The 25488-nt window shown below is 74.7% G+C and carries 21 protein-coding genes and 1 riboswitch; of the genes, 9 read left to right on the forward strand and 12 right to left on the reverse strand.

The annotated features are described in order from the left end of the window. Positions 1 to 18: 18 nt before the first annotated feature. The 4 genes from EEW87_RS09425 to EEW87_RS09440 all read right to left on the reverse strand — a co-directional run bounded on the left by EEW87_RS09425 (position 19) and on the right by EEW87_RS09440 (position 4742). The gene (locus tag EEW87_RS09425) at positions 19 to 1500 is read right to left on the reverse strand and encodes a glycoside hydrolase family 15 protein (RefSeq protein ID WP_123093700.1); all 1482 of its coding nucleotides are present in this window, start codon (positions 1498 to 1500) and stop codon (positions 19 to 21) included. 90 nt (positions 1501 to 1590) lie between these two features. Continuing rightward, positions 1591 to 2496, reverse strand: coding sequence for a C40 family peptidase (locus EEW87_RS17150; protein WP_275898484.1), 906 nt, complete (start codon positions 2494 to 2496; stop codon positions 1591 to 1593). Positions 2497 to 2499: 3 nt separating this feature from the next. Then, positions 2500 to 2670: riboswitch (cyclic di-AMP (ydaO/yuaA leader) on the reverse strand. A 108-nt stretch (positions 2671 to 2778) separates the two neighbouring features. Next, on the reverse strand, positions 2779 to 3501 hold the full coding sequence (locus EEW87_RS09435; protein ID WP_123093701.1) for an iron-dependent transcriptional repressor DtxR: 723 nt from the start codon (positions 3499 to 3501) through the stop codon (positions 2779 to 2781). Then, complete coding sequence (locus EEW87_RS09440; RefSeq protein ID WP_225985113.1) at positions 3498 to 4742, reverse strand: MFS transporter; 1245 nt, start codon at positions 4740 to 4742, stop codon at positions 3498 to 3500. The genes EEW87_RS09435 and EEW87_RS09440 overlap by 4 nt, the downstream gene beginning before the upstream one ends. Positions 4743 to 4806: 64 nt before the next feature. Here EEW87_RS09440 and EEW87_RS09445 point away from each other — a divergent pair, with 64 nt between their 5' ends. Both EEW87_RS09445 and EEW87_RS09450 read left to right on the forward strand, forming a co-directional pair. Next, positions 4807 to 5586 carry a hypothetical protein gene (locus tag EEW87_RS09445; protein WP_123093703.1) on the forward strand — a complete coding sequence of 260 codons (780 nt, stop codon included), beginning with the start codon at positions 4807 to 4809 and terminating at the stop codon, positions 5584 to 5586. Next, a complete protein-coding gene (locus EEW87_RS09450) occupies positions 5583 to 6866 on the forward strand; it encodes a hydroxyacid-oxoacid transhydrogenase (protein WP_123093704.1) in 1284 nt (427 codons plus the stop codon). Before EEW87_RS09445 ends, EEW87_RS09450 begins: the two co-directional genes overlap by 4 nt. A 13-nt stretch (positions 6867 to 6879) precedes the next feature. Here the strand turns inward: EEW87_RS09450 and EEW87_RS09455 are convergent, their stop codons facing one another. Then, the gene (locus EEW87_RS09455; protein ID WP_123093705.1) at positions 6880 to 8871 is read right to left on the reverse strand and encodes an acyltransferase family protein; all 1992 of its coding nucleotides are present in this window, start codon (positions 8869 to 8871) and stop codon (positions 6880 to 6882) included. Between the two features lie 46 nt (positions 8872 to 8917). On the opposite strand from EEW87_RS09455, the gene EEW87_RS09460 reads away from it, so the two are divergent. The 4 genes from EEW87_RS09460 to EEW87_RS09475 all read left to right on the forward strand — a co-directional run bounded on the left by EEW87_RS09460 (position 8918) and on the right by EEW87_RS09475 (position 14620). Continuing rightward, a complete protein-coding gene (locus tag EEW87_RS09460; protein ID WP_163562416.1) occupies positions 8918 to 10921 on the forward strand; it encodes an acyltransferase family protein in 2004 nt (667 codons plus the stop codon). Positions 10922 to 11005: 84 nt separating this feature from the next. After that, entirely contained in the window at positions 11006 to 11929 is a 924-nt protein-coding gene (locus tag EEW87_RS09465) for an LppX_LprAFG lipoprotein (protein WP_123093707.1), read from the forward strand. Then, a complete protein-coding gene (gene serC / locus EEW87_RS09470; RefSeq protein ID WP_123093708.1) occupies positions 11926 to 13050 on the forward strand; it encodes a phosphoserine transaminase in 1125 nt (374 codons plus the stop codon). Before EEW87_RS09465 ends, serC begins: the two co-directional genes overlap by 4 nt. Before the next feature lie 4 nt (positions 13051 to 13054). After that, positions 13055 to 14620, forward strand: a complete 1566-nt coding sequence (locus EEW87_RS09475; protein ID WP_123093709.1) for an ArnT family glycosyltransferase — start codon at positions 13055 to 13057, stop codon at positions 14618 to 14620. A gap of 165 nt (positions 14621 to 14785) precedes the next feature. Here EEW87_RS09475 and EEW87_RS09480 read toward each other — a convergent pair whose 3' ends face one another. The 3 genes from EEW87_RS09480 to EEW87_RS09490 form a co-directional block, all read right to left on the reverse strand. Continuing rightward, positions 14786 to 16069, reverse strand: coding sequence for an MFS transporter (locus EEW87_RS09480; protein WP_123093710.1), 1284 nt, complete (start codon positions 16067 to 16069; stop codon positions 14786 to 14788). Positions 16070 to 16073: 4 nt separating this feature from the next. Continuing rightward, on the reverse strand, positions 16074 to 16445 hold the full coding sequence (locus EEW87_RS09485) for a MarR family winged helix-turn-helix transcriptional regulator (protein WP_083968156.1): 372 nt from the start codon (positions 16443 to 16445) through the stop codon (positions 16074 to 16076). A gap of 233 nt (positions 16446 to 16678) precedes the next feature. Next, positions 16679 to 18163 carry an NCS2 family permease gene (locus tag EEW87_RS09490; protein WP_123093711.1) on the reverse strand — a complete coding sequence of 495 codons (1485 nt, stop codon included), beginning with the start codon at positions 18161 to 18163 and terminating at the stop codon, positions 16679 to 16681. Positions 18164 to 18194: 31 nt separating this feature from the next. Here EEW87_RS09490 and EEW87_RS09495 point away from each other — a divergent pair, with 31 nt between their 5' ends. Further along, a complete protein-coding gene (locus EEW87_RS09495; RefSeq protein WP_083968158.1) occupies positions 18195 to 18488 on the forward strand; it encodes a DUF2530 domain-containing protein in 294 nt (97 codons plus the stop codon). Positions 18489 to 18504: 16 nt separating this feature from the next. Here the strand turns inward: EEW87_RS09495 and EEW87_RS09500 are convergent, their stop codons facing one another. Beyond that, on the reverse strand, positions 18505 to 19257 hold the full coding sequence (locus tag EEW87_RS09500) for a DUF3027 domain-containing protein (RefSeq protein WP_123093712.1): 753 nt from the start codon (positions 19255 to 19257) through the stop codon (positions 18505 to 18507). After that, positions 19257 to 19652: a cold-shock protein gene (locus EEW87_RS17155; RefSeq protein WP_068269679.1), complete on the reverse strand. Its 396-nt coding sequence runs from the start codon at positions 19650 to 19652 to the stop codon at positions 19257 to 19259. Before EEW87_RS17155 ends, EEW87_RS09500 begins: the two co-directional genes overlap by 1 nt. A gap of 206 nt (positions 19653 to 19858) precedes the next feature. Here EEW87_RS17155 and EEW87_RS09510 point away from each other — a divergent pair, with 206 nt between their 5' ends. Continuing rightward, positions 19859 to 21193 (forward strand): MFS transporter, encoded by a 1335-nt coding sequence (locus EEW87_RS09510; RefSeq protein WP_240341577.1) that lies wholly within the window; start codon positions 19859 to 19861, stop codon positions 21191 to 21193. A gap of 3 nt (positions 21194 to 21196) precedes the next feature. Here EEW87_RS09510 and EEW87_RS09515 read toward each other — a convergent pair whose 3' ends face one another. Continuing rightward, complete coding sequence (locus EEW87_RS09515; RefSeq protein WP_123093713.1) at positions 21197 to 22105, reverse strand: aldose 1-epimerase family protein; 909 nt, start codon at positions 22103 to 22105, stop codon at positions 21197 to 21199. A 109-nt stretch (positions 22106 to 22214) separates the two neighbouring features. Between EEW87_RS09515 and EEW87_RS09520 the strand changes: the two genes are divergently transcribed. Then, positions 22215 to 24437 carry a helicase-associated domain-containing protein gene (locus tag EEW87_RS09520; protein WP_123093714.1) on the forward strand — a complete coding sequence of 741 codons (2223 nt, stop codon included), beginning with the start codon at positions 22215 to 22217 and terminating at the stop codon, positions 24435 to 24437. A gap of 87 nt (positions 24438 to 24524) precedes the next feature. Here EEW87_RS09520 and EEW87_RS09525 read toward each other — a convergent pair whose 3' ends face one another. Further along, on the reverse strand, positions 24525 to 25463 hold the full coding sequence (locus EEW87_RS09525) for a hydroxymethylglutaryl-CoA lyase (protein ID WP_229299946.1): 939 nt from the start codon (positions 25461 to 25463) through the stop codon (positions 24525 to 24527). Positions 25464 to 25488 lie beyond the last annotated feature (25 nt).

Here is a 25488-nt window from a genome sequence, read left to right on the forward strand (position 1 = left end):
GCGATGGCGCGGCAGGGATCAGGCGGGGCCGAAGGGGGGTACCGGCTGGGCGGGAAGTGTCGGCTGTGCAGGAGGTGCCGGCTGGGCGGGAGGTGCCGGCTGGGCAGGGGACGAGGCCGGGGAGCCCGGGACGGGCGCGGGACCGGGCTGGGCGGGGGGCGAGCTCGGGACCGGCGCGGCACCGGGCTGGCCCTGGGGGGTGGTGGCGGCGAGGGTCTCGACCGCGAGCACGGAGACGGCGGCGGTCCAGGCGAGGGGTGCGGGGCCGGCGGAAGTGCCGTCGTGGAGGACCTTCTCGGGCAGGGAGCCGCCGCGGGTGCGGTGCACGGCGAGCCAGCCGAGCGCGTCGCGGGCCTGGTCGTGCGAGTCCGCGGAGCTCGCCCAGGCGCCGGCGAGCAGGGCGACCTCCGGGGTCCAGGCGACGCCGTCACCGCGCCAGTCCTCACCCGGGGCGTAACCGCCGTTGCTGCGGGCCATGCGGCGGCTGGCCGACTCGAGCGCCGAGCGCAGGCTCTCCTCGGCCCGGCCTGCGGCCCGGTAGGGCGGGAGCATGAAGGCGATCGACGCGTCCCGCGAGAGGCGGCCCCGCTGCCGCGGCCAGCCGGCGGCGCCGAAGACCTCGATCATCGCGGTCTCGAGCCGCCGCGCGACCTGACCGCACCGGTCGGCGAGATCGAGGTCGCCCTCTCCGCCGAGACGGGCGAGGACGAGCTCGGCGTGCTCGAGACCGACGAGGATCGGGGCGGCGGTGCCCAAGGTGAGGCGGGGGGCGTCGACCTCCCAGTAGTCCGGGCTCGGCCGGGGCAGCCCGGACGCACGGACCTGGCCCAGGGCGAGCCGTGCGCACCGGCGCACGAGCGCGGCGACGTCGTCGCGGGCCGAGGACCCGAGCCAGTCGTCCACGGTGCGGCCGGCCGACCACAGCACCCAGCCCATGCCGTCGGACTGCGGGTGACGGCCGTCGGGGGTGCCGCCGTCGGGGAGGTAGCGGGCCTCGACGTGGTCGCCGACGACGAGCCGTGAGAGGGCGTGCATCTGCCGGACGGCCCCGGGGGCGTCGCCGAGCGCCTGGAGCGCGACGGCGACGTGAGCGGTGTCGCGGGGCCACGCGTAGCGCCAGCGGCCCTCCCAGCCGGCGACGGCGACGGGCAGACCCCACGAGAGCACCCACAGGTCGAGCGCGGCCTCGGTGAGCAGCCCGCCGTGCGGGCCGTCGAGGTCGAGCGGGACACCGGCGAGCAGCGCGTCCTGGGCGTCGACCGCCTCCGCGGCGAGCGGGCCGTCGATCGTGCGTCGGCCCCGGACGAGCAGGCCGAGCTCGCCGACCGAGACGTTGCGCCGCGACGCGCGCCACGGCTGCTGCCCCGTCGTGGCCACGGTCGCGCCGAAGGACAGCTCGCGCGCGCGTCGCTGACCGTCCCGGTGGTCGTTGCCCGCGGCGGTCAGGCCGAGCGCGAGCAGACCGCCGCCCCCGGCGAGGAGGCTACGACGGCTGGGCACCGGCCCATGGTGCCAGGACACGCCGAAGGCCCCCGCCGGTGGCGAGGGCCTTCGAGCGTGTCGAGCGCGCTGGCGTCGAGCGAAGGGGTGTCAGCTCACCCGGCCGTAGCCGGAGACCCCGTCGAAGACCGGGCGGACCGAGATCGAGGACCCGGTGCGCGGGGCGTCGATCATCATGCCGTCGCCGACGTAGATGCCCATGTGGTACGCCGGGGAGCCGAAGAAGACGAGGTCACCGGGCTGCGGGTTGCTCACCGGGGTGGTGGCGGCCTGCTGCTCGGTCGTCGTGCGCGGCAGCGACTTGCCGGCCTTGGCGAAGACGTACTGGGTGAAGCCCGAGCAGTCGAAGCCGGACGGGGTGGTGCCGCCGTAGACGTAGGGGACGCCGATGTACTGCTTGGCGATCGAGATGACGTCGCCCGACGCGGCCGGGGCCTGCGTGGTCTCGGCCTGCTGCGTCGGGGCCGACTCGGTCGGGGTCTGCGTGGGCGCCTGCGTCGGGGCGGGGGTGCGCTCCTGCGAGCGGCTGGCGCTCTCGTCCTCCTGGCGCTCCTGCTCGGCGGCGGCCGCCTGCTCGCGCTCGCGCTCGGCCTGCTCGCGGGCGGCCTGCTGCTCCGCGGCGATCTCGGCGCGGCGCTCCTGCACGAGGCGGACCATCCACGGCGGCGGGCCCTGGGGCTTCTCGACCGCGCCGACGGTCAGCGCGCCGAAGGTCTGCTGACCGGCGCTGGGGGTCGTGGTCTGCGGGGCGGCGACGGCGGGCACGGCCGCGACGGTGCTGACGTCGGCGGCGGCGACCTCCTGGCGACCCTGGTCGACGGGGGCGTCAGCGGCCGAGGCCGGGACGGCGACGGCGGCGATGAGCCCGCCGGACGCGGCGACGACGGCCGCGCCCTTGACGAGGGGGGTCGTCGCGTCGGAGACGATGGTGGTCAGCTCGGTGACGGGGTTGTACCGTCCGGCGGCGCGGTGGCGCCCGTGGCTGCGCTCGGTCACAGTGGTGCCTCTCGATGCCTACGAGGTGAGCTGTCGGGTTCGGGTGGAGGACACCCGGCCCAGCAGGACGCCGCGCGAGCGACGACCTAGAGGACTTCACCCCGAGGGGCGAGCACGCTCGCCCCGATGGTGGGTCCCCCGCTCCTGCCCGGTGGTGGAACCGGACGTCGGCACGGGGGCAGGACTCGGCGGTCCGTGTCGACGGTCCGTCCTCAGGGGGTGGACGGACTCCAGCACCGTACACACGACGTGAGCGAAAGTCACGTTCGGGTCACGGCAGTGTCACGAGATGGTCAGCGGCTCCGCCGGCTGGACGAAGACGTGGCTCGCGACGTCGCGGGGCAGCGACACCCCTTCGCTCTCCTGCGCGCCCTCGAGGACGACGACGACGCGGTCGTCCTCGTCGTCGCGCACGACGACCCGGGCGCCGGGACGGACCTTGGCCAGCGTGAGCAGCGGCAGCGCGGCCTCGTCGACCTGGACCGGCTCGCCGAGACGACGCACGACGAAGGGGCCGGCCATCGACCCGTCGACGACCTCGGTGAGGCTGCTCAGGCCCTCGCGGAACTCGTCGACCTCGGTCTCGCCGAGGAGCTCGTCGAGCCCGGGGATCGGGTTGCCGTAGGGCGACTCGCGGTGCTCGCCGAGCAGGCCGACGATCTTGCGCTCGACCCGGTCGGACATGACGTGCTCCCAGCGGCAGGCCTCCTCGTGGACGAACTCCCACTCGAGGCCGACGACCTCGGTGAGCAGCAGCTCGGCGAGGCGGTGCTTGCGCATGACCCGGGTCGCGAGGACGCGGCCGTGGTCGGTGAGGACCAGGCGGCGGTCGGTCCCGACGTGCACGAGGTCGTCGCGCTCCATCCGCGCGACGGTCTGCGAGACCGTCGGGCCGGAGTGGCCCAGACGCTCGGCGATCCGGGCGCGCATCGGAGGGATGCCCTCCTCCTCGAGCTCGAAGATCGTGCGGAGGTACATCTCGGTGGTGTCGACCAGGTCCTTCACGAGACCGATTGTGCCCGCTCTTCGGCTCTGGACCTATCGCGCAGGCGGCGCTGGTCCGCCCGCAGCACCCAGTACGTCACCCAGCCGGAGCCGACGAGACCGGCGAGGCCGAGCGTGAGGGCGGCGGCGGTGAGCGAGACGAGACCGGTGAGCGCGGCGACGGCGAGCGCGCCTCCGGCGTTGCCGATCTCGCCGCAGAAGCGCCACCCGCCGAGGAACTGCGCACGGCCGAGAGCCGGGGCGTTGTCGGCGCCGATCGTCATGACGATGCCGGCGCCCAGACCGTTGGCCGCGGCCATGCCGCACGCGACGACGACGAGCCCGACGAGGTCGGTGGCGAGCGGCAGCGCGATCATCGTCGCGCCGAGCAAGAAGCTCATCGGGCCGGCGATCGCGGCGCGGCCGAAGCGGTCCATCGCCCATCCGGCGGGGTAGACGAGGAAGAGCTCGACGACCCCGGCGACGGCGAAGACCGCCGAGCTCTGGGCGCCGTCGAGCCCGATCTGCGTCGCCCACAACGGCAGGATGACCAGCCGCGCCTGGCGCAGCCCGCTGATGACGAGCACGCCGAGGCCGAGGGTGAGCAGGACGCGGGAGTGCTCGCGCAGCACCCGAAGCATCGTCGGCGTGCCCTCCGCCTGCTCGCGGGCGGCCATCGCGCGCTCGTGCGAGCCGGTGATGTCGGGGGTCGACACGACGATCGCCAGCGACAGCGCGGCGAAGGCGACGGCCACGCCGAAGGCGCCCTGCAGCCCCGTCGCGGCGACGACCGCGCCGCCGACCGCCGGACCGAGGAGCATCCCGACGCGCAGCGAGCCGCCGAGCAGCGACATCCCCCGGGCCAGCCGGTCCGGCGGCAGGACGTCGATCATGAAGCCCTGGCGGGCGAGGAAGAAGACGCTGCTCGCCAGCCCGGTGACGAACATGCCGACCGCCATGAGCCACAGCGTCGGCGCGAAGCCGGCGACCGCGATGGCGACGACGTCGACCACACCGGCGAGGACGAGGGCGCGCCGCTCGCCGAGCCGGGCGACGAGCGCACCGCCGGGCAGGGCGCCGAAGAGCTGGCCGACCCCGATGAGCGCGACGACGAGCCCGGCGGTCGCGAGCGAGGCCCCGAGGTCGTCGTGGGCCCGCAGCGCCGCGACCGGGAGCAGGGCACCCGTGGCCGCCCCGGTGGCGAGGGTCGGGCCGTAGGCCGGCAGCGCGATCCGGCGCCAGGCGAAGGGGGGCGAGGTCATCACCGGCATCGTCTCAGGTCGGGGGTCGCCGGACCGGTGTCGTCCGTCGCTAGGGTCGGTGACCATGACGCCGTCGTCCGCCCTGGCTCCCCCGTCGCCCACCGTCGTCGACGCCGACCACCAGGGTCCGCCCGGGTGCGGCAACGGGGGGTGGGTCTGCGGCCTGCTCGCCGACCGCCTCGAGGCCCTCGCACCGGGGTCGGGCGAGCTGCCCGCCACCGAGGTGCGACTCGTCGCGCCCACGCCGGTCGGCCGGCCGCTGCGCTGGGAGGTCGAGGGACGGGCCGGTGACCGCGATGTCGCGGTGCGGCTCCTCGACGCCCACACGGTCCTTGGCGTCGCCCGGCCGGCACCCTCCCCGTCGCTCGACGTCCCTGACCCGGTCTCGCTCGACGAGGCCCGCACCGCGGCCGACGGCTACGACCTCACCGGGCACCCCTACCCCGGGTGCTACGTGTGCGGGCCGGACGCGAGCGCCGGGCTGCACGTCTACGCCGGCGCAGTCGCCGGACGTGAGGGCGTGCACGCGGCGCCGGTGACCCTGCCCGACGCCGAGCTGCCGACCGTCTTCGCCGCGCTGGACTGCCCGGGCGCCTTCGCCGTCGGCTTCGGGGTCGACGCGCTCCTGCTGGGGACCTTCGTCGCCGAGGTGCGCTCGCCCGTGCCGGTCGGCCGCGAGCTCGTCGTCATGTCGTGGGACGAGGGGCGCGAGGGGCGCCGTCGCCACTGCGGCACGGCCCTGCTCGACGGCGACCGCGTGCTCGCGAGCGCGGCGGCGACCTGGGTCGACGTCGGGCGGCGACGGATCCCTGGGACGGCCCCGGCGGCGGGAGACGCGCGATGAGCGAGACCGTCTTCACCTACGCCGCGCCCGCCCTCAAGTACGGCCCCGGCGCGCTCGACGAGCTCGGGCACGACGTCGCAGGTCTCGGCGCGACCCGGGCGCTCGTCGTCACCGACGCCGGGGTGCTCGCCACCGGTCATCCCGAGCGGGCGGCGCAGTCGTTGCGGGCCGCAGGCGTCGAGGCGGTCGTCCACGACAGCGCCCGGGTCGAGCCGACCGACGCCTCCCTCCTCGCCGCGGTCGAGCGGGCCCGCGCCGAGGGCACCGTCGACGCGGTGGTCGCCGTCGGCGGCGGGTCGAGCATCGACACCGCGAAGGCGGTCTCGCTCATGCTCACCAACCCCGGCGAGCTCATGGACTACGTCAACCGTCCGGTCGGCGGCGGGCAGGCACCGAGCCGGCCCGTCCTGCCGGTCGTCGCCGTGCCGACGACGACCGGCACGGGCAGCGAGTCGACGACGATCTGCGTGCTCGACGTGCTCCAGGCGCAGGTGAAGACCGGCATCAGCCACGCCCGGCTGCGCCCCGTGCTCGCCGTCGTCGACCCCGACCTCACCCTGAGCCAGCCCGCCGGCGTCACCGCCGCCGCGGGCATGGACATCCTGTGCCACGCCCTCGAGAGCTGGACGGCGCGGCCGTACACGGGCTTCGCGGCGAAGCAGCCCCACGAGCGGGTGCCGTACTGCGGCGCCAACCCGATCGCCGACATGTGGTCGGAGCGCTCGCTGCGGCTGCTCGCCGGGTCCTTCCGCCGGGCCGTCGCCGACGGCTCGGACCGCGAGGCGCGCGGGCAGATGGCGCTCGCGGCGACCTTCGCCGGGCTGGGCTTCGGCAACGCGGGTGTCCACGTGCCGCACGCCGACGCCTACCCGGTCGCCGGCCGGGTCCACGACATCGGCTCGGACTTCCGGCCCGCGGGCTACGACGTCGACGAGGCGATGGTCCCCCACGGCATGGCGGTCGCGCTCACGGCGCCGGCGGCCTTCGCGCTGACCTTCGACGCCGACCCGCAGCGCCATCTCGCCGCGGCCGACTGGCTCGACCCGACCGGCGAGGTCACCGCCGACGAGCCCTCTGCCCGGCTGCCCGCAGTGCTCACCGCGCTCATGCGTGACATCGGCATGCCCTCCGGGCTGGCCGAGGTCGGGTACGGCGAGGCAGATCTCGACGGGCTCGTCGAGGGCGCCCTGCAGCAGCAGCGCCTGCTCGCCACCGCGCCGCTCGAGGTCACCGGGGAGCACCTGCGCGGGGTCTTCGCGGCCTCGCTCCACCTGTGGTGACGGGCGAAGGGGGTCAGCCCCGGGTCCGCCAGGCCTGGCTGACCTGACCGAGCAGCCAGCGCCAGATCATCGGCGAGGCCTCGGGCGAGAAGTGCACGGCGTCGTCGTAGAGCGGCAGGCCCTGCACCTCCTCGGTGTACCCGTCGGCGCACACGGCACCGTGCAGGTCGAGCAGTCGGGTGTCGGGGTGCGCCTCGACCCAGTCGCGCAGCAGCGCGTTGGTGCGCACCGGGTCCGAGTACTCGTCGAGGTACTCCGGCGTGGCCTCGCGGATCGCGTCGAACTCGTCGTTGCCGGGCCCCTTGGGGAAGCTGCGGCAGGTGACGGTGACGACGTAGAAGTCCCGGATGCCGGCCTCGCCCGCCCGCTCGTGCATCCGGTCGAGCTGGCTGAAGACCATCTGGGTGTGCCCCGGGTCGCCGAGACGCACGACGGTGCCGTCGGGCTGCTCGTGGGGCAGCGAGAGCAGCGTGCTCCCCCACACCGCGACCGCCTCGACGCCGGCCTCCTTCGCCCGCCGGGGCCACGAGTCCTTCGCCTCCTGGCACTGCGGCGTCGTCGCCTTGGTCTCGAAGGCGTTGACGAGCGGCGCGTCGAGCAGGTCGCAGCCCTCGTGGGCGAGGTTGACCGGCTGCGCGTCGGGAAAGAGCCGCTCGGGGAAGCGCTCGACGAGGTACCACGGCACGGAGTCGCCGACCATGCCGATCCGGGTCGGCGAGCCGGGCACGTACTCGGGCTGGCCCTGCACGACCTGCGGCGCGGCGTCCATCGTCGTCGGCTCGGCGGCGAGCGCCTCCTGGGTCGGGGCCCGCATGAGGGTCGCGCCGACGACGAGCGCGGGCACGGCGACGGCCGCGACGGTGAGCAGCACCGGCCGACGGGCGCGCGGCAGCAGGGCGCGCACGCCACCGCGCAGCACCGGTGCCTCGACGTAGCGGTCGCTGAGGTGGGCGAGCAGGGCGGTCAGGCTCAGGCCGACGACCGCGCTGAGCAGCACCTGGTCGCCGATGGGCGATGCGAGCAGGGCGACGTGCACCGGCCAGTGCCACAGGTACAGCGAGTAGGTCAGCCGGCCGACCTCGCGCACGGGCCGCCACTCGAAGACCGCGGCGATCGCCCGCGGCCGCGCCGGGTCGGCGATCCCGATGATGATCGCCACCGTGCCGAGGTTGGCCAGGAGCATCCCGCCGCGCTCCCACACCCACGACGAGTAGGGCCCGATGGAGAAGAAGGCGGCGACGAGGCTCAGCACGCCGACCCACGCGAGCGGCGAGACCCAGCGGCGCGGGACGCGGGGCACGACCCCGTCCCGCCCGGCGGAGAAGAAGGCGCCGAGCGCCGAGCCCATGAGCAGGGCCGAGACCCGCGTGTCGGTGCTGTAGTACAGCCGGGGGAAGCTCGCGCCGCTCGACGCGACGACCACGAGGTGCACGCTCGCGACCAGCGACAGCACGGCGAAGGCGATGCCGAGCCGCTTGCGCGAGCGCAGGACGGTCATGAGGAGCAGGAGCACGAGGGGGATGAGCAGGTAGTACTGCTCCTCGATCGCCAGCGTCCACGCGTGGCGAAGGGGTGAGGGGTTGGCCTGGTCGCCGAAGTACTGGTCGCCCTGGACGACGAGACGCCAGTTCATCGCGAAGCCGAGGGTGGCCAGGACGTCGCCTCCGATGCGCCGGGCCTGCCCGGCGGGCGCGAGGTCCAGGGCCCACACGGTGATCGCGGAGACGACGAGGAGCAGCCCGGGCAGCAGCCGGCGGGCCCGGCGCTGGTAGAAGCGCCACGCGTCGACCCGGCCGGTGACCGCCCGCTCCTCGACGAGCAGACGGGTGATGAAGAAGCCCGAGAGGACGAAGAAGGTGTTGATCGCCAGCCACAGCCCGTCGGCGTGCGGCAGCCCGAAGTGCCCGACGAGGAAGAGGGCCATGAAGAGCCCCCGGAACCCGTCGAGGGCTGGGGTGTGGCCGTAGGCGGACCGGTACCGCCGCGGGCTCCTCGGGCCGGACATCGCAGCGATGCTACCCGCGGGTCAGGCGCTGCTTAGTCTGTCCTCCATGTCGCGGGCGATGGGGGTCATCAGGGCGGCGGTGAGCACCGACCGGCACCGTCACGGCTCGGCGTACAGCGCGCCCGTCGACGGCTACCGCGGGCTCTTCGTCCTCCTCGTCGTCGCCTACCACCTCGGTGTGCGCCAGCTCGGCGGCGGCTGGATCGGCATCAACCACTTCTTCGTCTTCTCCGGCTTCCTCATCGCCGGGATCCTCCTGCGCGAGCACCAGCGCTACGGCGACATCGACGTGCTGCGCTTCTACGCCCGCCGCGCCCGACGGGTCCTGCCGGCGATGCTCCTGCTCGTCGTCGGCGTGCTCGCGGTGACGACGGCGACCGGCTGGGGCGACCGGCGCCAGACCGCCGGCGACGCGGCCGCGACGGCGACGCTGTGGATCAACTGGCGGCTCGTGGCCCGCGACGACCAGTACTTCGACCTCTTCGCCGAGCCCTCCCCCCTTCGCCACGCGTGGACCCTCGGGGTGGAGGAGCAGTTCTACCTCCTCGCCCCCTTCGTCGTCCTCCTGGCGCTGCGGGTGCTGCGCACCCGGGCCCAGCGGGTCGGGCTCATGGTGGCGCTCGCCGTCGCCCTCGCCGGGTGGAGCCACCACCTCGTCGGCACCGACGTCAACGCCGCGCGGCTCTACTACGGCACCGACGTGCGGGCGCAGGCCTTCGTCATCGGCATCGCCGCCGCCTTCTACTTCGCGCCGGACCGGCGAGGGCGACGGCCCGAGCTGCCGCTGGCCGTCTCGCACGCCATCGGGTGGATCGGCACGGCCGTCTCGCTCGCCGCCTTCTTCGTGCTCGACGAGACCTCGATCGGGGTCTTCGCCGGCGGCGGGATGCTCGTCTTCGCCGTCGCCGCGGCCCTCATGGGCGTCTCGGCGCTCGACCCCCGCCCGATGCTGCTCAACCGGGTCATCTCCGTGCCGCCCCTCGTCCACCTCGGGCAGGTGTCGTACGGGCTCTACCTCTTCCACTGGCCGATCGGGCTGTGGTGGCAGCGCCTCGACCTCCACCCGGTCGTCTCGGGCGTCACCGCCTTCGCCCTCAGCTGGGTGCTCGCCGTCGCCTCGTACCGCCTCGTCGAGATGCCGGTGCTCACCGGCGGGCTGCGCCGGGTCCTACGCCGTCGTGGGCTCTCCGCGACCGCCGTGACGACCGGCGCCGTCGCGGCGGTCACCGCCGTCGCCCTCGTCATGGCCGCCCGCACCCCGGCCCTGGAGGACCAGCCGTGGGACGGCCGCCCGATCGACGCCGCCCTCACCTGGCGAGAGCCGGCCGAGCCGCTGCGCGTCGCCGTCGTCGGCGACTCGGTGCCGGCGAGCCTGCTCTCGGGGTGGGACCCCGGTCGCTACCGCGGGCTCGAGGTGCTGCGCTACGCCGAGTACGGCGGGTGCAGCGCGACCCCGGTGACGATGCAGGTGCTCGACCGGCAGGTGCCCGAGTCGCCGGTCTGCCCGTCGTGGCGCCAGCTGTGGCCGCGCGAGGTCCGCGACAAGAGCGCGGACGTCGTCCTCGCCCCCGCCGGGCTGCGCTTCGTCCTGCCGACCGTCGTCGACGGCGAGGTCGTGCCCCCGCGCTCGGAGCAGCTGCGCGGGCTCGTCGAGGCAGATCTCGACGCGATGCGCGAGCAGACCGAGCGCTCCGGGGCCGCGCAGCTCGACATCCTCAACGTCCCCTGCCGGGTCCTCGACGGCTCGAGCCAGCCGCGTCAGCAGCTCGAGCAGATCCGCGCGCAGCTCGGCATCACCGACGGCGAGCTCGTCCTCGACCCGACATGGGTCAACGGCGTCATCGACGACTGGGCGGCGCGGCAGGGCGATGACGGCCCGCGGGTCACCGTGCTCGACCTCGACGCCCAGCTGTGCCCCGGCGGGCGCCACCAGCGGGTCGTCGGCGGGGCGCTGCTGTACGAGGAGGGCGTGCACTTCACCCCCGAGGGTGCGCGCGCCGTGTGGTCCTGGCTCGCCCCGGCCGTCGTCGAGGCGGCCGGCGAGCGCTGAGCGCGCCCCCGGCATGATGTGGGACGAGATCGACCCGCCCCCGCCCGCTCGGGCACAGTGGGGCCGACCACCGATGGAGGCGAGATGACCCGAGAGCACGCGCACCGGCACCGGCGCGCCGCCCGGCGCGCCCTCCCGGCCCTCGCCGGGTCGGCGGTCCTCGGCCTGCTCGGCGGCTGCGCCCTGCCGACCGACCCCGCCCCCACCGCGGGCGACAGCTCGACCCCGACCGACCCCGTGCCCTGGGAGACGAGCACCGGGTCGGGCAGCACCTCGTCGGGCGGCAGCTCGTCCGGCACGAGCAGCCCCTCGAGCCGCACGAGCACGAAGGGGGCGACGCCCACCTCGCGCAGCGGGACCGGCACCTCGACCTTCCCCTCCCCCTCGAGCACCGGCGAGAGCGTCGACCGCGACGACTTCGTCGAGCGGGTGCGGCGCGGGCTGCGCGACAGCCCGAGCGCCGAGGTGCAGGCCGAGGTCGAGCTCGGCGGCACGACCGTCGAGGCGACCGGCGCCCAGGACCTCGACGCCGACGCGCTCGAGATGACGGTGAGCGCCGACACCCTCACCTTCGACTACCGCGCCGTCGACGACCGCTACTTCCTCGCCCAGCCGCCGCGCTGGGTCGAGATCGACCCCGACAGCGCCGACTCGACGGTGCGCGCCACCCTCGACCAGATCCAGCTGCTCTCTCTGCAGCGCCAGCTCGACGGCTTCCTCGGCGGGGTGACGAGCGTCGGCGAGCAGGGCAGCGAGGACGTCGACGGCGAGGAGACGACCCGCTACACCACCGTCGTCGACACCGAGCGCGCCCGCGACGCCGTGGGCGGCGACCCGCTGCCGACGACCTCCGACCAGCTCCTCTACGACGTGTGGCTCGACGAGGACGACCTCATCCGCAAGCTCGTCGTCGACCTCGACGGCACCACGGTGACCCTGCGGGCAGACCGCTGGGGCGAGCCCGTGGACATCCAGACCCCCGACGCCTCGGAGATCGTGCAGCAGTGACGACCATCCCCGCCCACCTCCTGCCCCGTGACGGCCGCTTCGGCTCCGGCCCGAGCAAGGTCCGCCAGGCCCAGGTCGACGCGCTCGCCGCAGCCGGTGCCACCGGCGGCCCCGGCCCGGCCCTGCTCGGCACCTCGCACCGCCAGGCACCGGTCCGCGAGCTCGTCGGCTCCGTCCGGGCCGGGGTCGCCGAGCTCCTCGGCGCCCCCGACGGCTACGAGGTCGTCCTCGGCAACGGCGGGTCCACCGCCTTCTGGGAGGTCGCCGCCTTCGGCCTCGTCCGAGAGCGCGCCCAGCACTGCGTCTTCGGCGAGTTCTCCTCGAAGTTCGCCGAGGTGACGCGCTCCGCCCCCTTCGTCGGCGAGCCGAGCGTCGTCTCCGCCGAGCCCGGCTCGATCGCCCTCCCGGTCGCGCAGGACGGCGTCGACGTCTACGCCTGGCCGCACAACGAGACCTCGACCGGCGCGATGGCCCCCGTCGAGCGGCCCGAGGGCACCGACGGCGCGCTCGTCGTCGTCGACGCGACCTCGGCCGCGGGCGGCGTCGCCGTCGACCTCGCGCAGAGCGACGTCTACTACTTCGCGCCGCAGAAGTGCTTCGCCTCCGACGGCGGCCTGTGGCTCGCGGTGCTCAGCCCGGCCGCCCTCCAGCGCGCCGAGCAGGTCCGCGCGTCGGGCCGCTGGGTGCCGCCGAGCCTCGACCTCGTCACGGCGGTCGAGCAGTCGCGCAAGGACCAGACGTACAACACCCCGGCGATCGCCACCCTCGTCATGCTCGACGCCCAGCTGCGCTGGCTGCTCGAGCAGGGCGGGCTCGCCTGGGCCGACGCCCGCACCCGCGAGTCCTCCGGGCTGCTCCACGCGTGGGCCGACCGGCGCGAGGAGGTCACCCCCTTCGTCACCGACCCGGCGCACCGCTCGCAGGTCGTGACGACGCTCGACCTCGCCGAGCACGTCGACGCGGCCGCGATCGCGGCGACCCTGCGCGAGCACGGCGTCGTCGACGTCGACCCGTACCGCAAGCTCGGGCGCAACCAGCTGCGGGTCGCGACCTTCCCGGCCGTCGAGCCCGACGACGTCGCGGCGCTCGTCGCGTGCCTGGACCACCTGCTCGACCGCTGAGCGGGTGAGCCTGCCGCACGCGGGCGGTCACGGGGGCGTCCGGCCGCGCCACCTCCTGCTGCTCCTCGCGAGCCTCGCCGGGGTCGTCATGGCCACGTGGCGCCTCGGGGTCGCCTCGACCCGCGGCGACGAGATCTACTACCGCGACGCCGCGCTGGACCACCTCGCCGGCGACTGGCTGGCCAACGCGCAGCACCCGCCGCTCGCCAAGGAGCTCATGGCGCTGTCCATGGGGGTGCTCGGCGACGGGACGATCCCCGGCCGGCTGCCGGCGGCGACGTGCGCCTGGCTCACCGGCTTCGTCGTCGCGGGCCTCGTGTGGGAGATCACCGGCCGGACGAAGGGGGGTGTCCTCGCCGGCGTCGGGGCGGCCCTGCTGTGGTGGCTGCTCCCCTTCGAGCCGGCGCGGATGGCTACCCTCGAGGCGCCGCTCGCCCTCTTCGTCGCGCTCGCGACCTGGGCCTGGCTGCGCGCCCGCGTGGGCTGGTCGTCGTGGTGGTTCCTCCTCGGCGGCGCCGCCGTCGGGCTCGCCGTCGCGACGAAGCTCACGGGCGCGCTCGCCGTCGCCGGGCTGCTGCCGGTGCTGCTCCTCGGCGTCCGCGACCGGCGCGACCCGGCCGTGCTCAGCCGGCTCGACCCCCGCGCCCGCCGACGCCTCGACCGGCTCGCGACGAGACCGGTCCGGCGGACCGTGACCGCGCTCGCCGTCGCGGCCGTGGGCGCGCTCGCCGCCTGGGCCGCGTGCTACCTGCCGCTCGGCGGCGATGCGCTCGAGGCCGTGCGCACGTCGGTGACCTTCCAGGCCGAGCACGCCGCCCAGGGCCATGCCCACCCGGTCGCCGGGCGAGACCAGCTCTTCCCGCCGTGGTGGTCGGGGTGGTGGTACCAGGCGCAGCACCTCGGGCCGGTCGCGACGACGGCGCTGTGGGCGCTCGCGGTCGCCGGCGCCGTGCGTCACCGTCGGCGCAGCACCCCGGTGGTCGCCACGCTCGCGGCGAGCGCCCTGGCCCTCGCCGTGTCACCGCTGCAGCTGCCCCACTACCAGTACGTGTGGTGGCCGACCCTGCTCGTCCTCGGGGCCGCCGCCTGGGTCCCGGGGCCGGGCGCGACCGCTCCCCGGCGCGCGCCGTGGGCGCCGAGGGTGGCCTCGGCCCTCGCGCTCGCCCTCACCCTGCCGGTCGCCGGCGTCGCCGCCCAGCACGTGCGCGGGGTGCTCACGCTCGAGGTCGACGACTACCGGGCAGCCGCGCTGCTCGTCGAGCGCTCGGTGCCGGAGCAGACCCCGGTGACGGTGTGGGCGCAGATGCGGGCGGTGCGGCTCGGTCTGCCCACCCAGGAGCTGTCCACCCGCCTGCCTGCGGACGCCAACCCCGCGGTGCTCGTCGTCGACCTGCAGTGGGCCCAGCGCAAGGGGCTCGACCTCGCGCTGTGGGAGCGCTGCCGCTCGGCGCAGTACGACCGGCAGCCGCTCGGCGCGGTCGTCGTGTACGTCCGCGACGACTCGGTGCAGGCCGACCCGTCCGGGGGTCTGCCCGAGGGCTGCGAGGCACTGCCCCGCCAGGGCGGCTGACTCCCCCGTCGCCTGCGCTGCTGGCCCCGTCGCCGGCGCGACGGGCTCTCCCTTCGCCCGTGCGGACGAGGAGGAGCCGCACGGGTCAGAGCAGGGCGCCGGCCGCGACGGCGAGGACGAGGGCGAGCAGGACGACGATCGTCGTCGTGCGGCGGACCTTGGGGCTCACTTGGCTGCCTCCGGCATGATCTGGGTCGGACGGACGGTCACGCGCACGTGGGGACGCCGCTGCGACTCGTAGCTCACGGTGACATCCTCTCGCCTGATGAGCCAGGCCGACACCGCGACGAGGGTGAGACCGACCGCGGCCGCGCCGATGCCGATCGTCCAGCGCGGGCCGAGGACGTCGCCGATCCAGCCGACGAGCGGCGCGCCGAGCGGGGTGCCGCCGAAGAAGATCGCCATGTACAGCGCCATGACGCGGCCGCGCATCGAGGGCTCGGTGCGCATCTGCACCATCGCGTTGGCCGTCGTCATCGCCGTGAGCGCGCTCAGCCCGCAGGCCGCGAGCGCGATGGCGAAGGTGAGATAGCTCGGGGCCACCGCGGCGGCGCCGGAGGCGACGGTGAAGCCGACGAGCGCGAGGAGCAGCACCCGCAGGCGGGGCTCGCCGCGGCGGGCGGCGAGCAGCGCGGCCGAGAGCGAGCCCACCGCCATGACCGAGCCGAGCAGGCCGTACTCCTGCGAGCCCTTGTCGAAGACCTGCGTGGCCATGAGCGCGATCGTCAGCTGGAAGTTCATCCCGAAGGTGCCGAGCACGAAGATCAGCACCATGACGAGCTTGATGTCGGGGCGGCTGCGCACGTAGCGCAGGCCCTCGACGACCGACCCGCGGCGGGCCGAGCGCGGGGCGGGGGTGAGCTCGGAGGGGCGCATGAGCAGCAGCGAGGCGATGACGGCGGCGAAGGTCACCGCGTTGGCGAGCATCGTCGGGCCCGAGCCGATCGCGGCGATCGTCAGACCGGCGACACCGGGGCCGACGAGCCGGCCGAGGTTGAAGGAGGCGCTGTTGAGCGCGACGGCGTTGGCGAGGCGCTCGGCGGGCACCATCTCGCCGACGAAGGTCTGCCGCGCCGGGTTGTCGAAGGCGGTCGCGACCCCGGTGAGCAGCGCGAGCAGGTAGAAGTGCCACAGCTGGGCGGTGCCGCTCACGACGAGCAGACCGCCGATGAGCGCGCTGAGGCCGAGCGTGGCCTGCGCGACGAGGATGAGGGCGCGCTTGGGCATGCGGTCGGTGACCGCACCGGTCCACGGCGCGAGGAGGAGCATCGGGGCGAACTGCAGGCCGGTGACGATACCCAGAGCTGTCGCGGAGTGGTCGGTGAGCTCGGTGAGCACGACCCAGTCCTGGGCGACACGGCCCATCCATGTGCCGACGTTCGACACGAGGGCGCCAGCGGCCCAGATGCGGTAGTTGCGGATCGACAGGGAGGCGAAGGTGGGGCTCACCGGCTCACCTCGCCGCGATCTCGGCGAGGATCTTCGCGGCGTCGGCGAGGGTGGCGCGCTCCTGCGCGCTGAGCTCGGCGACGCGGGCGACCATCCAGGCGTCACGGCGGGCGCGGGTCGCGCGCAGGACCTCGCGGCCCTGGGCGGTGATCGTCACGAGCACCTGCCGGCCGTCGTCGGGGTGCGCGGCGCGCTCGGCGAGGCCGTCCTCGACGAGGCAGCCGACGGTGCGAGTCATGCTCGGCGCCGACACCTTCTCGATGTCGGCGAGCGCGCGGGGGGTGAGCGGTCCGTCCTCGATGCGGGACAGGACGGAGAACTGGTGGGGTGCGACCTCGTGGTCGCTCTCGAAGCGGACGCGTCGGCTGATCCTCATGCAGGCCAGTCGAAGGTCCTCCGAGAGCCGCCGGGTGGCGGCTGCTTCCTTCGTCGGCACGGGGCTCCCTTCGTCAGGTACTTAGCATAACTCATTACCTGTGCTAAGCATTCCGACGAGGGCCACCCCCCTTCGCCCGGTCGGGTGAGCGCGAGTCGCCGCTACGCCAGTGGCGTAGCGGCGACTCGCGCTCATTCAGGAGGGGGTCGAGGGGAGTCGCCCTCGCTCACCGGCTACTGGACGCCGAGGAGGCTCTTGATCGGGTCGATGCCGAAGTAGAGGACGAAGAGCACAGAGACGAGCCACATGAGCGGGTGCACCTGGCTGGCCTTGCCCCGGACGAGCTTGAGGAAGACGTAGGTGACGAAGCCGGCCCCGATGCCCGCGGTGATCGAGTAGGTGAAGGGCATGAGGACGATCGTGAGGAAGGACGGGATCGCGATCTCGAGGTCGTCCCAGCTGATCTGGCCGACCTGCTGCATCATGAGGAAGCCGACGAGCACGAGCGCCGGGGTGGCCGCCTCGTAGGGCACGACCGCGACGAGCGGGCTGAGGAAGGTCGCGAGCAGGAAGAGCACGCCGGTCACGACCGCCGACAGACCCGTGCGGGCCCCTTCGCCGACGCCCGTGGCGGACTCGATGTACGAGGTGTTCGAGGAGACGCTCGCGGCGCCACCGGCGATCGCGCCGATCGAGTCGACGACGAGGATGCGCTGGCTGTGGGGCGGGTTGCCGTCCTCGTCGAGCAGACCGCCCTCCGCGCCGACGGCGACCATCGTGCCCATGGTGTCGAAGAAGTCCGCGAGCATGAGCGTGAAGATCAGCAGGAAGGCCGCGACGACGCCGATCTTGTCGAAGGAGCCGAGGAGGTTGAAGTCGCCGATGAGCCCGAGGTCGGGCACGGAGACGAGCGTGTCGGGCAGGGCGGGCACGTTGAGGCCCCAGCCGGTGGGGTTCTGCACGACGCCGTCCGGACCGACGATGCGCGGGCCGACGTCGGCGACGGCCTCGACGACGAGCGCGAGCACGGTCGTGCCGAAGATGCCGTAGAGGATCGCGCCGTTCACCCCGCGCGAGTACAGGCCGATGATCGTCAGCAGGCCGATGACGAAGACGAGCAGCGGCCAGCCGGCGAGGAAGCCGCCGACGCCGAGCTCGCCGAGGGGGCCGCCGGCCGCCTTGCGCACGAAGCCCGCGTCGACGAGGCCGACGACGGTGATGAAGAGGCCGATGCCGACGGAGATCGCCGTCTTCAGCTGGGCGGGCACCGCGAGGAGCACGGCCCGGCGGAAGCCGGTGAGGACGAGGAGCAAGATGATGATGCCCTCGAGGACGACGAGGCCCATCGCGTCGGCCCACGTCATGCCCGGCAGCTTGGCGATGCCGAAGGCGACGAAGGCGTTGAGGCCCAGCCCGGCGGCGAGCGCGAGCGGGAAGTTCGCGACGACGCCCATGAGGATGGTCAGCAGGCCCGCGACGAGGGCGGTGCCGGCGGCGACGAGGAGCTTGGCCTGCTCGACGTCTCCCCCACCGAGGAAGCCACCGGTCGAGTCGGCCTGGGTCCCGATGATGAGCGGGTTGAGGACGACGATGTAGGCCATCGTGAAGAAGGTGGCCAGGCCACCGCGGATCTCGCGGCCGAGGGTCGAGCCCCGCTCGGTGATGCGGAAGAAGCCGTCGAGGGCGCCCAGGCGCGCCGTGTCAGGGGTGGAGGACATGCGCGCAGAGTAGTGCGCCTACGCTGACCCCGTGACGAGCGGGTCGAAGGGCGAGCAGGGCACCGACGCCCCGGACCTCGTGCGCGTACGGGCCGACCGGGTCGCCGCCGCGGGCATGATCCTGTGGGCCGTCGCCCTCGTCGTCGTCCTCGCCGTGCCGTCCCTGCGCACGGGCGATCGCGACTGGTGGCCGTGGGCCTGCGTCAGCGGCCTCGCCGTCGGCGCGCTCGGCTGGGTCTACCTGCGCCGCGGGCGCGGCAACGCCGCCGACGCGGACGCGCCGATCCGTGTGCCGGACGCCGTGCGACGCGTCGGCGAGCGCTGACCGGGCGCCCACCGGCTCAGAGCTCTTCGAGCGTCTCCTCGTCGAGCACCGGCGCGGACACGCGCTCGGGCTCCGGGGCGTCCATGTCGACCTCGGAGTGCGCACCGCACCCGTGGTCGAGGCTGACGACCGAGCCGTCGCTCGGCGACCACTCGTTGGCGCACACCCCGAAGACGGGGCGCAGCGCGCCGGCCATCGGCACGAAGTAGCCGCACGACGAGCAGTGCTCGCTCGCCTTGACGGCGACCGCGGCGCTCGGGCCGTGCTCGCCGTCGTACCAGCGCTGGGCCGCGGCCTCGCGCCCCTCGGCCGACAGGACGCGGGGGCGACCGAGGCCGAGCTCGAAGAAGCCGACCTCGTCGACGTCCTCGTCACCGGTCGCCTCGAAGCCCGCGACGAGGTTGGGGTCGTCGTCGATCTTCGGGGTGACGTCACCGGGGCCGACGTCACCGGGCTGGAGCCGCTCGGCCCACGGGAGCCACTGCGGCGACAGGAGCGCCTCGGCGCCGGGCACGAGGTGGGTCTCGCACACCGTCGCGACCTTCGCGCGGGGCACGCGGGCGAGCGAGACCGCCCAGCGCCAGCCGTGGTAGCCCGGCGCGGTGCACGTGAAGTAGTGGGTGCCGAGCCGGTCCTCGTCCATCGCGAAGGACTCGTGCTCGCCGACGGTGCCGGGGTCGGCGACGGCGACGACGGCCTCGCGCGCGGTCTCCACCGCGGCCGCGAGGACGGCGTCGCTCTTGACCGCCCGGGTCCTGGTCGCCGCCATCAGACGTCGAGGTCGTCGGCGACGCGGCGCATGACCTGGGCAATCTTCTTGCCCTGGCCCTTCTCGGGGTAGCGGCCCCGGCGCAGGCCGGCCCCGACCCCGTCGAGCAGCTTGATGAGGTCCTCGATGATGACCTCCATGTCCTCGGCCGGCTTGCGGTCGCGCTCGCGGCGGTTGGCCGCGACGCTCGGAGCGGGCTCGAGGACGGTGACGGAGAGCGCCTGGGCGCCGCGGCGCCCCTCGACGATGCCGAACTCGACGCGCGTCCCGCCGCCGAGCGTGCTCACGCCCTGCGGGAGGGCGTTCGCGTGGAGGAAGACGTCCTCGCCGTCGTCGCCGGAGATGAAGCCGAAGCCCTTCTCCTGGTCGTACCACTTGACCTTGCCAGTCGGCACGGTGAACCCCTTGGTCTTGTCGTGTGCACGGCCGCGCTCGCGTGGGCGTCGCGTCGCCGTCGATGTCTGTGCGGCCCGTGGGCCACCCTCAAGGCTAACGCCCGCGCCCACCTCGCCGTGCCCCACCGGCGTCCGGCCTGGTCGAGGCGGTGCTCCGGTGCGCCTCCAGATGCAGGCCGTGCGCGGATGGGGCACAGTGTCACCTCGTGACTGCCCATCGGACCTCCGCCCTCCCGGTGGACGTCCCGGCCGACGAGATCGGCCCCGGGATGCGCGGCTTCTGGGCCGCCCTCCCGCGCGAGGGCCGCTACCTGCTCTCGACCGTCGCGCTGCAGCACCTCGGGCGCGGCATGACCCTGCCCTTCACCGTCATCTACCTCCACGAGGTCCGCGGCTTCAGCCTCGAGCTGTCCGGCACCCTCATGGGTCTCATGGCGGTCATCGCCGCCATCTACGGGCCGATCGCGGGCACCTTCGTCGACCGGGTCGGCGCCCGGCTCGTCGTCATGAGCGGCAGCGTCCTCGCCTCGATCGGGACCGTGGCGCTCGCCTTCTCCTCGACCCTGCCGATCGCGCTCGTCGCCTGCCTCTTCCTCGGGCTCGCGCACGGCACCGGCTGGTCGGCGTCGAACTCCCTCATCTCCGCGATCGTCGCGGGCCGGATGCGCCAGCGCTACTTCGGCGTGAACTTCGCCCTGCTCAACCTCGGCATCGGCCTCGGCGGGGTGCTCGCCGGCGCGGTCGTCGACGTCGACCGGCCGATCACCTTCGAGGCCCTCTTCCTCCTCGACGCGGTGCTCGTCCTCATCCCCGTCATGTGGCTGCTCGGCCCGCTGCGCCACGTCCACGGGCGGGCCGCGCACACGGACGCCTCCGAGCCGCGGTCCTACGCCGCCGTCCTACGCCGCCCCGGCTTCGGCTGGATCCTCGCGGTCACCGCGCTGACGAGCACCGTCGGCTACGGGCAGATGGAGGCCGGCATCCCCGCCTTCGCCCGGACCGTCTCGCAGGTGAGCACCGAGGCGGTCGGCCTGCTCTTCGCCGCCAACACCGCGGTCATCGTCCTGCTGCAGTTCGTCGTCCTCCACCGCATCGAGGGCCACCGCCGCACCCGCGTCATGATGACCCTCCTCGCGATCTGGGCCGTCTCGTGGGGCCTGCTCGGGCTGTCCGGCCTGCTGCCGGGCACCCTCGCCGCCGCGATGCTCGTCGTCGCCTACGGCGCGGTCTTCGGTCTCGGCGAGACGATGCTCCAGCCCTCGATCCCGGCGATGGTCAACGACTCGGCCCCCGACCACCTGCGCGGCCGGATGAACGCCGCGAGCTCGACGGCCTTCATGCTCGGCGCGATCGTCGGACCGGTCCTCGCGGGCGTCCTGCTCGGGCGTGGCCTGGCCGCCGTCTTCATCGGCTGCATGCTCCTCGGCCTCGTCGTCAGCGCCTGGATGCTGCTGCGCATCGAGCGCATCGTCAGCCCCGAGGTCAACGGCCTGCCCGCCGCGAGCCCCTCGACCTCGCCGCGCACGCAGCGCGCCGGCTGAGCCTCAGACCCGCTGCGCCTCGAGACCCCACTGGGCGGTCCACGTCTGCCCGGGCTCGAGACGCACGAGCCCGACCCCGGTGTTGTAGGCGTCCGCCGGGCACGACAGCGGCTCGACGGCGACCCCGGGGGCTCCCCCTTCGTCGCGCGCCTTGCCGGTGAAGACCTGCACCCAGTCCAGGCCCGGCCCGCCCCACACCCGGCTGACGAGCCGGTCCGTGGCCATCTCGACCTGCCAGCAGCGGTCATCGCCCCGCTCGAGGTCGGTGTAGGCGTTGTCGACGTCGCGCTCGCCGAGCGGCTCGCCGTCACGCAGGTCGAAGGGGGTCCCGCCCACCTCGACGAGGTCGGCCGGGAGCATCCGGTCGTCGACGAGGAGGACCCGGCCGGCGGGCACACGCACGCGCGACTGCGCGGCGGGCGTGCCGGCGAGCGCGAGGTAGGGGTGAGCGCCGTAGCCCCACGGCGCGACGGTGTCACCGACGTTCGTCGCCTGGGTCGTGCACGTCAGGCCCGAGCCGTCGAGCACCCAGGCGACGACGACCTCGACGTGGAAGGGCCAGCCCGGCCGGGGGTGGATCGTGTGGCTCACGACGACCGCGTCGTCGTGCCGCTCTCGCAGCCGCCAGCCCTCCCAGCGGGTGAGGCCGTGGCTGGCGTTGCCGGTCTCCGGCTCGGTGATCGGCAGCTCGTGGGTCGTGCCGTCCATCTCGTAGCGCCCGTCGCGCAGCCTGTTCGGCCACGGCACGAGGACCTGGCCGCGGCCCGACGAGGCCATCTCGTCGGCCTCGTAGCCGGCGACGACGTCGAGATCGCCCAGGCGCAACGACCGCAGCCCGCCGCCGACCTCGGTGACCACCGCGACGAGGTCGCCGTGCTCGATCTGCCACTGCTCTCCGCTCGGGTGCGCCATCCCCCGAACCTAGACGAGGTGCTGCAGGCAGCACCTCGCAGCGCGAGCCGCTTCTCGTCGTGCTGCTCGTGCGTCGAGGTGCTGCTGGGTCCCGGAGTAGCGTGCACTGGTGCGTTCGCTGGCCGAGGACATCCGCTCCCGCTCCGAGGAGGAGCTGGCTGAGCTCCTCCGGCGACGTCCGGACCTCACCCGGCCCGCCCCCGCCGACCTCACCGCGCTCGCCGCCCGGGCCGCCACCGTCGCGAGCACCACCCGCGCGGTCGACCACCTCGACGCCACCCACCTCGCCGTCCTCGAGGCCGCCGCGCTGCTCGACGGCTCGCCGCGCGCAGCGCTCGACGGGGTGGCCGAGCCCGTGCCCGAGGGACTGGCCGAGCTCACCGGTCTCGACGGGCCCGGTCTGGCCGTGCCGGTCCTCGCCCTGCGCGACGCCGCCCTGCTGTGGCGCGCACCCGACGGGCTGGCCCCCACCCGCACCGTCCTCGACGTGCTCGGCCCCGCCCCCGCTGGTCTCGGCCCCCGGGCCGCCGATCTGCGCCTGCCCGTCGTCGACCCCGACGACGTCGACCAGTTGCGCGAGGAGGCCCCGCCCGCGGCGCGGACCGTCCTCGACCGGCTCGTCGACGGCGGGCCCGTCGCGACGGTGAGCAGCGACAGCCAGGCGGCGACGGCAGCGCGGTGGCTCGGCGAGCACGGCCTCGCGGCGGTGCGCGAGGACGCCGACGACACCGCCCGTCTGCGCGTCACCCTCCCTCGCGAGGTCGCCCTGCACCTGCGCGGCGGGACGACCCGCCGTCGCCCGGACCTCACGGCCCCGGCCGAGAGCGGCCCCTCCCCCGATGTCGACACCCAGACGGCGGCCGTCGTCCTCGACCTCGTCGCGCTCCTCGACGAGGTCCTCGAGCACCTCGAGTCGGCCCGGCCCCGCGTGCTGCGGTCCGGCGGCATGGCCGTCGTCGACCTGCGCTCGCTGGCCCGCCAGACCCAGCTCGACCCCGACGACCTGCGCTTCCTGCTCGACCTCGCCCTGGGCGCGCGGCTCCTCGCCGACGACGAGGGGGCCGAGCCGACCTGGCGCCTCACGACCCTCGTCGAGACCTGGCGCGAGGCGAGCACCGCCCAGCGCTGGGTCGACCTCGTCGTGCCGTGGACCACCTCGCTGCGCACCACCCTGCAGATCGGCGAGAGCGCACCGCGGGCCCTGTCCGACGACATGGTCTGGCCACCGATCCGCGGTCTGCGGGCCGACGTCCTCGACGTGCTCGCGCAGGGCGTGCCCGCCGCCGAGGTCACGACAGCGCTGCGCGAGCGCCGTCCCCGCCGCATGCCCCAGGACGCCGAGGGCGTCGTCGGCTCGGTCCTCATCGAGGCCGAGCGCCTCGGCGTCACCGTGCAGGGCCGCATCGGCACCGCGGCGACCGCCGTCGTACGGGGGGCCTCGCCCCAGGCGGTCGAGATCCTCCAGGGCGACCTGCCCGAGCCGGTGGACCACGCGCTCGTCCAGGCCGATCTCACCGCCGTCGTACCCGGTCCGCCGAGCCCGTCCCTCGCGACCACCCTGCGCCGCAGCGCCACCCTGGAGTCGCGCGGCGGCGCCTCGATCTACCGCTTCAGCGACGCCTCGGTGCGCCAGGCCCTCGACGCCGGCCTCGACGGGGAGCAGCTCCTCGCCGAGCTCGCGGCGATCAGCCGCACGCCCCTGCCGCAGGGGCTGGAGTACCTCGTGCGCGACGTCGCCCGCCGGCACGGGCAGCTGCGCGCCGGCAGCGTCGGCTCCTACCTGCGCAGCGACGACGAGGCGCACCTCGACCGCCTGCTCGCCCTGCGCGACCTCTCGCACCTCCAGCTGCGCCGGCTCGCCCCGACGGTGCTCGTCTCCCCCGCCTCTGCCCCGGTCCTGCTCGAGAGCCTGCGCGAGGTCGGTGCGTCACCCGTGCGCGAGAGCTCGGGCGGGGTCGTCACGGCGGCGGGCGCGGTGCGCCGCGTCAGCCCGCCCCGTGAGGTGCCGCCGCCGGTGACGGTGGCGGCCGACCCGCCGGCGCTCGTCGCCGCGATGCGCCGCGGCGAGCAGGCCGCCCAGGCCCGCGCGCTCGTCAGCCCGACCGGGCCCCCGCTGCCCCCGATGGACCCCGCGGGGGTCGCCGGTGTGCTGCGCGAGGCGGCGGCCGACCGGGTGCACGTGTGGCTCGGTGTCGCCGACGCGATCGGCGACGTGCGCCGGGTGCTCCTGCTGCCCGAGGCGGTCGAAGGGGGACGCGTGCGCGGGAGCGTCGAGGACGAGCAGCGGACCTACTCGATCCACCGGATCACCGGCGTCGCCGTCGCCGGCTGACGCGGCCGCAGACCGGCCGCCCCCGGCCACACCTGACCGCCCCGCGGTCACATTGGCCGCCCCTGACCGCCGCCGCGGACCCGTCCCTCAGCCCCCGGAGAGCGCCTTGACGACCCGCGAGGGCGCCGGACGACCGAGCTGCTCGGCCATCCACACGCTCGTCTCGACGAGCGCGCCGAGGTCGACCCCGGTGCGGATGCCCAGCCCGTCGAGGGCCCACACGAGGTCCTCGGTCGCGAGGTTGCCCGTCGCCGACCTCGCGTACGGGCAGCCGCCGAGCCCGCCGGTGGAGGCGTCGACGACCCGCACGCCGGCCCGCAGGGCGGTGAGGGTGTTGGCCAGCGCCTGCCCGTAGGTGTCGTGGAAGTGCACGCCGATGACGTCGGCGCCGATGCCGCGACGCTCGAGCTCGAGGAGCAGCGCCTCGACGTGCCCGGTGGTACCGGTGCCGATCGTGTCGCCGAGCGAGAGCTGGTGGGCGCCGAGCTCCATGAGGGACTCGCACGCGTCGGCCACCTGCGTGACCGGTACCGGGCCCTCCCACGGGTCGCCGAAGCACATCGACACGTAGGCCCGCACCCACAGGTCGCTGTCGAGCGCGCGGCGCACGACGGGGGCGAACATCTGCACCGACTCGGCGAGCGAGCGCCCGAGGTTGCGCTGGGCGAAGGTCTCCGTCGCGCTGCCGAAGATCGCGATCGCGCCGACCCCGTGCTCCATCGCGCGGTCGAGCCCGCGCTCGTTGGGCACGAGGACCGGCCGGCGGTGGCCGAGGCCCTCGTCGCCGAGCTCGGTGAGCAGGTCCTCGGCATCGGCGAGCTGGGGCACCCACCGGGGGCTGACGAAGGAGGTCGTCTCGACCGTGCCGAGCCCCGCGGCGACGAGCCGCCGCACGAAGTCGGCCTTGACCGCGGTCGGCACGACCGTCGACTCGTTCTGCAGCCCGTCACGCGGCCCGACCTCGTAGATCGTCACCGCGTCGGGCAGGTCGGCTCCGGGGACCACCTGGGGCAGCGTCGCACTCACCCGGTCATCCTCCCACCGGTGCAGC

The organism is Janibacter melonis, from assembly GCF_003721155.3.
GTDB lineage: Bacteria > Actinomycetota > Actinomycetes > Actinomycetales > Dermatophilaceae > Marihabitans > Marihabitans melonis.

Coding starts and splice junctions, on each gene's coding strand:
- EEW87_RS09500 (WP_123093712.1), bottom strand. CDS start 19,257: ATGGCGGCGACCAGGACCCGGGCGGTCAAGAGCGACGCCGTCCTCGCG.
- EEW87_RS09490 (WP_123093711.1), bottom strand. CDS start 18,163: ATGTCCTCCACCCCTGACACGGCGCGCCTGGGCGCCCTCGACGGCTTC.
- EEW87_RS09450 (WP_123093704.1), top strand. CDS start 5,583: ATGAGCGAGACCGTCTTCACCTACGCCGCGCCCGCCCTCAAGTACGGC.
- EEW87_RS09465 (WP_123093707.1), top strand. CDS start 11,006: ATGACCCGAGAGCACGCGCACCGGCACCGGCGCGCCGCCCGGCGCGCC.
- EEW87_RS09515 (WP_123093713.1), bottom strand. CDS start 22,105: ATGGCGCACCCGAGCGGAGAGCAGTGGCAGATCGAGCACGGCGACCTC.
- EEW87_RS09445 (WP_123093703.1), top strand. CDS start 4,807: ATGACGCCGTCGTCCGCCCTGGCTCCCCCGTCGCCCACCGTCGTCGAC.
- EEW87_RS09455 (WP_123093705.1), bottom strand. CDS start 8,871: ATGTCCGGCCCGAGGAGCCCGCGGCGGTACCGGTCCGCCTACGGCCAC.
- EEW87_RS09485 (WP_083968156.1), bottom strand. CDS start 16,445: ATGAGGATCAGCCGACGCGTCCGCTTCGAGAGCGACCACGAGGTCGCA.
- EEW87_RS09460 (WP_163562416.1), top strand. CDS start 8,918: ATGTCGCGGGCGATGGGGGTCATCAGGGCGGCGGTGAGCACCGACCGG.
- EEW87_RS09440 (WP_225985113.1), bottom strand. CDS start 4,742: ATGACCTCGCCCCCCTTCGCCTGGCGCCGGATCGCGCTGCCGGCCTAC.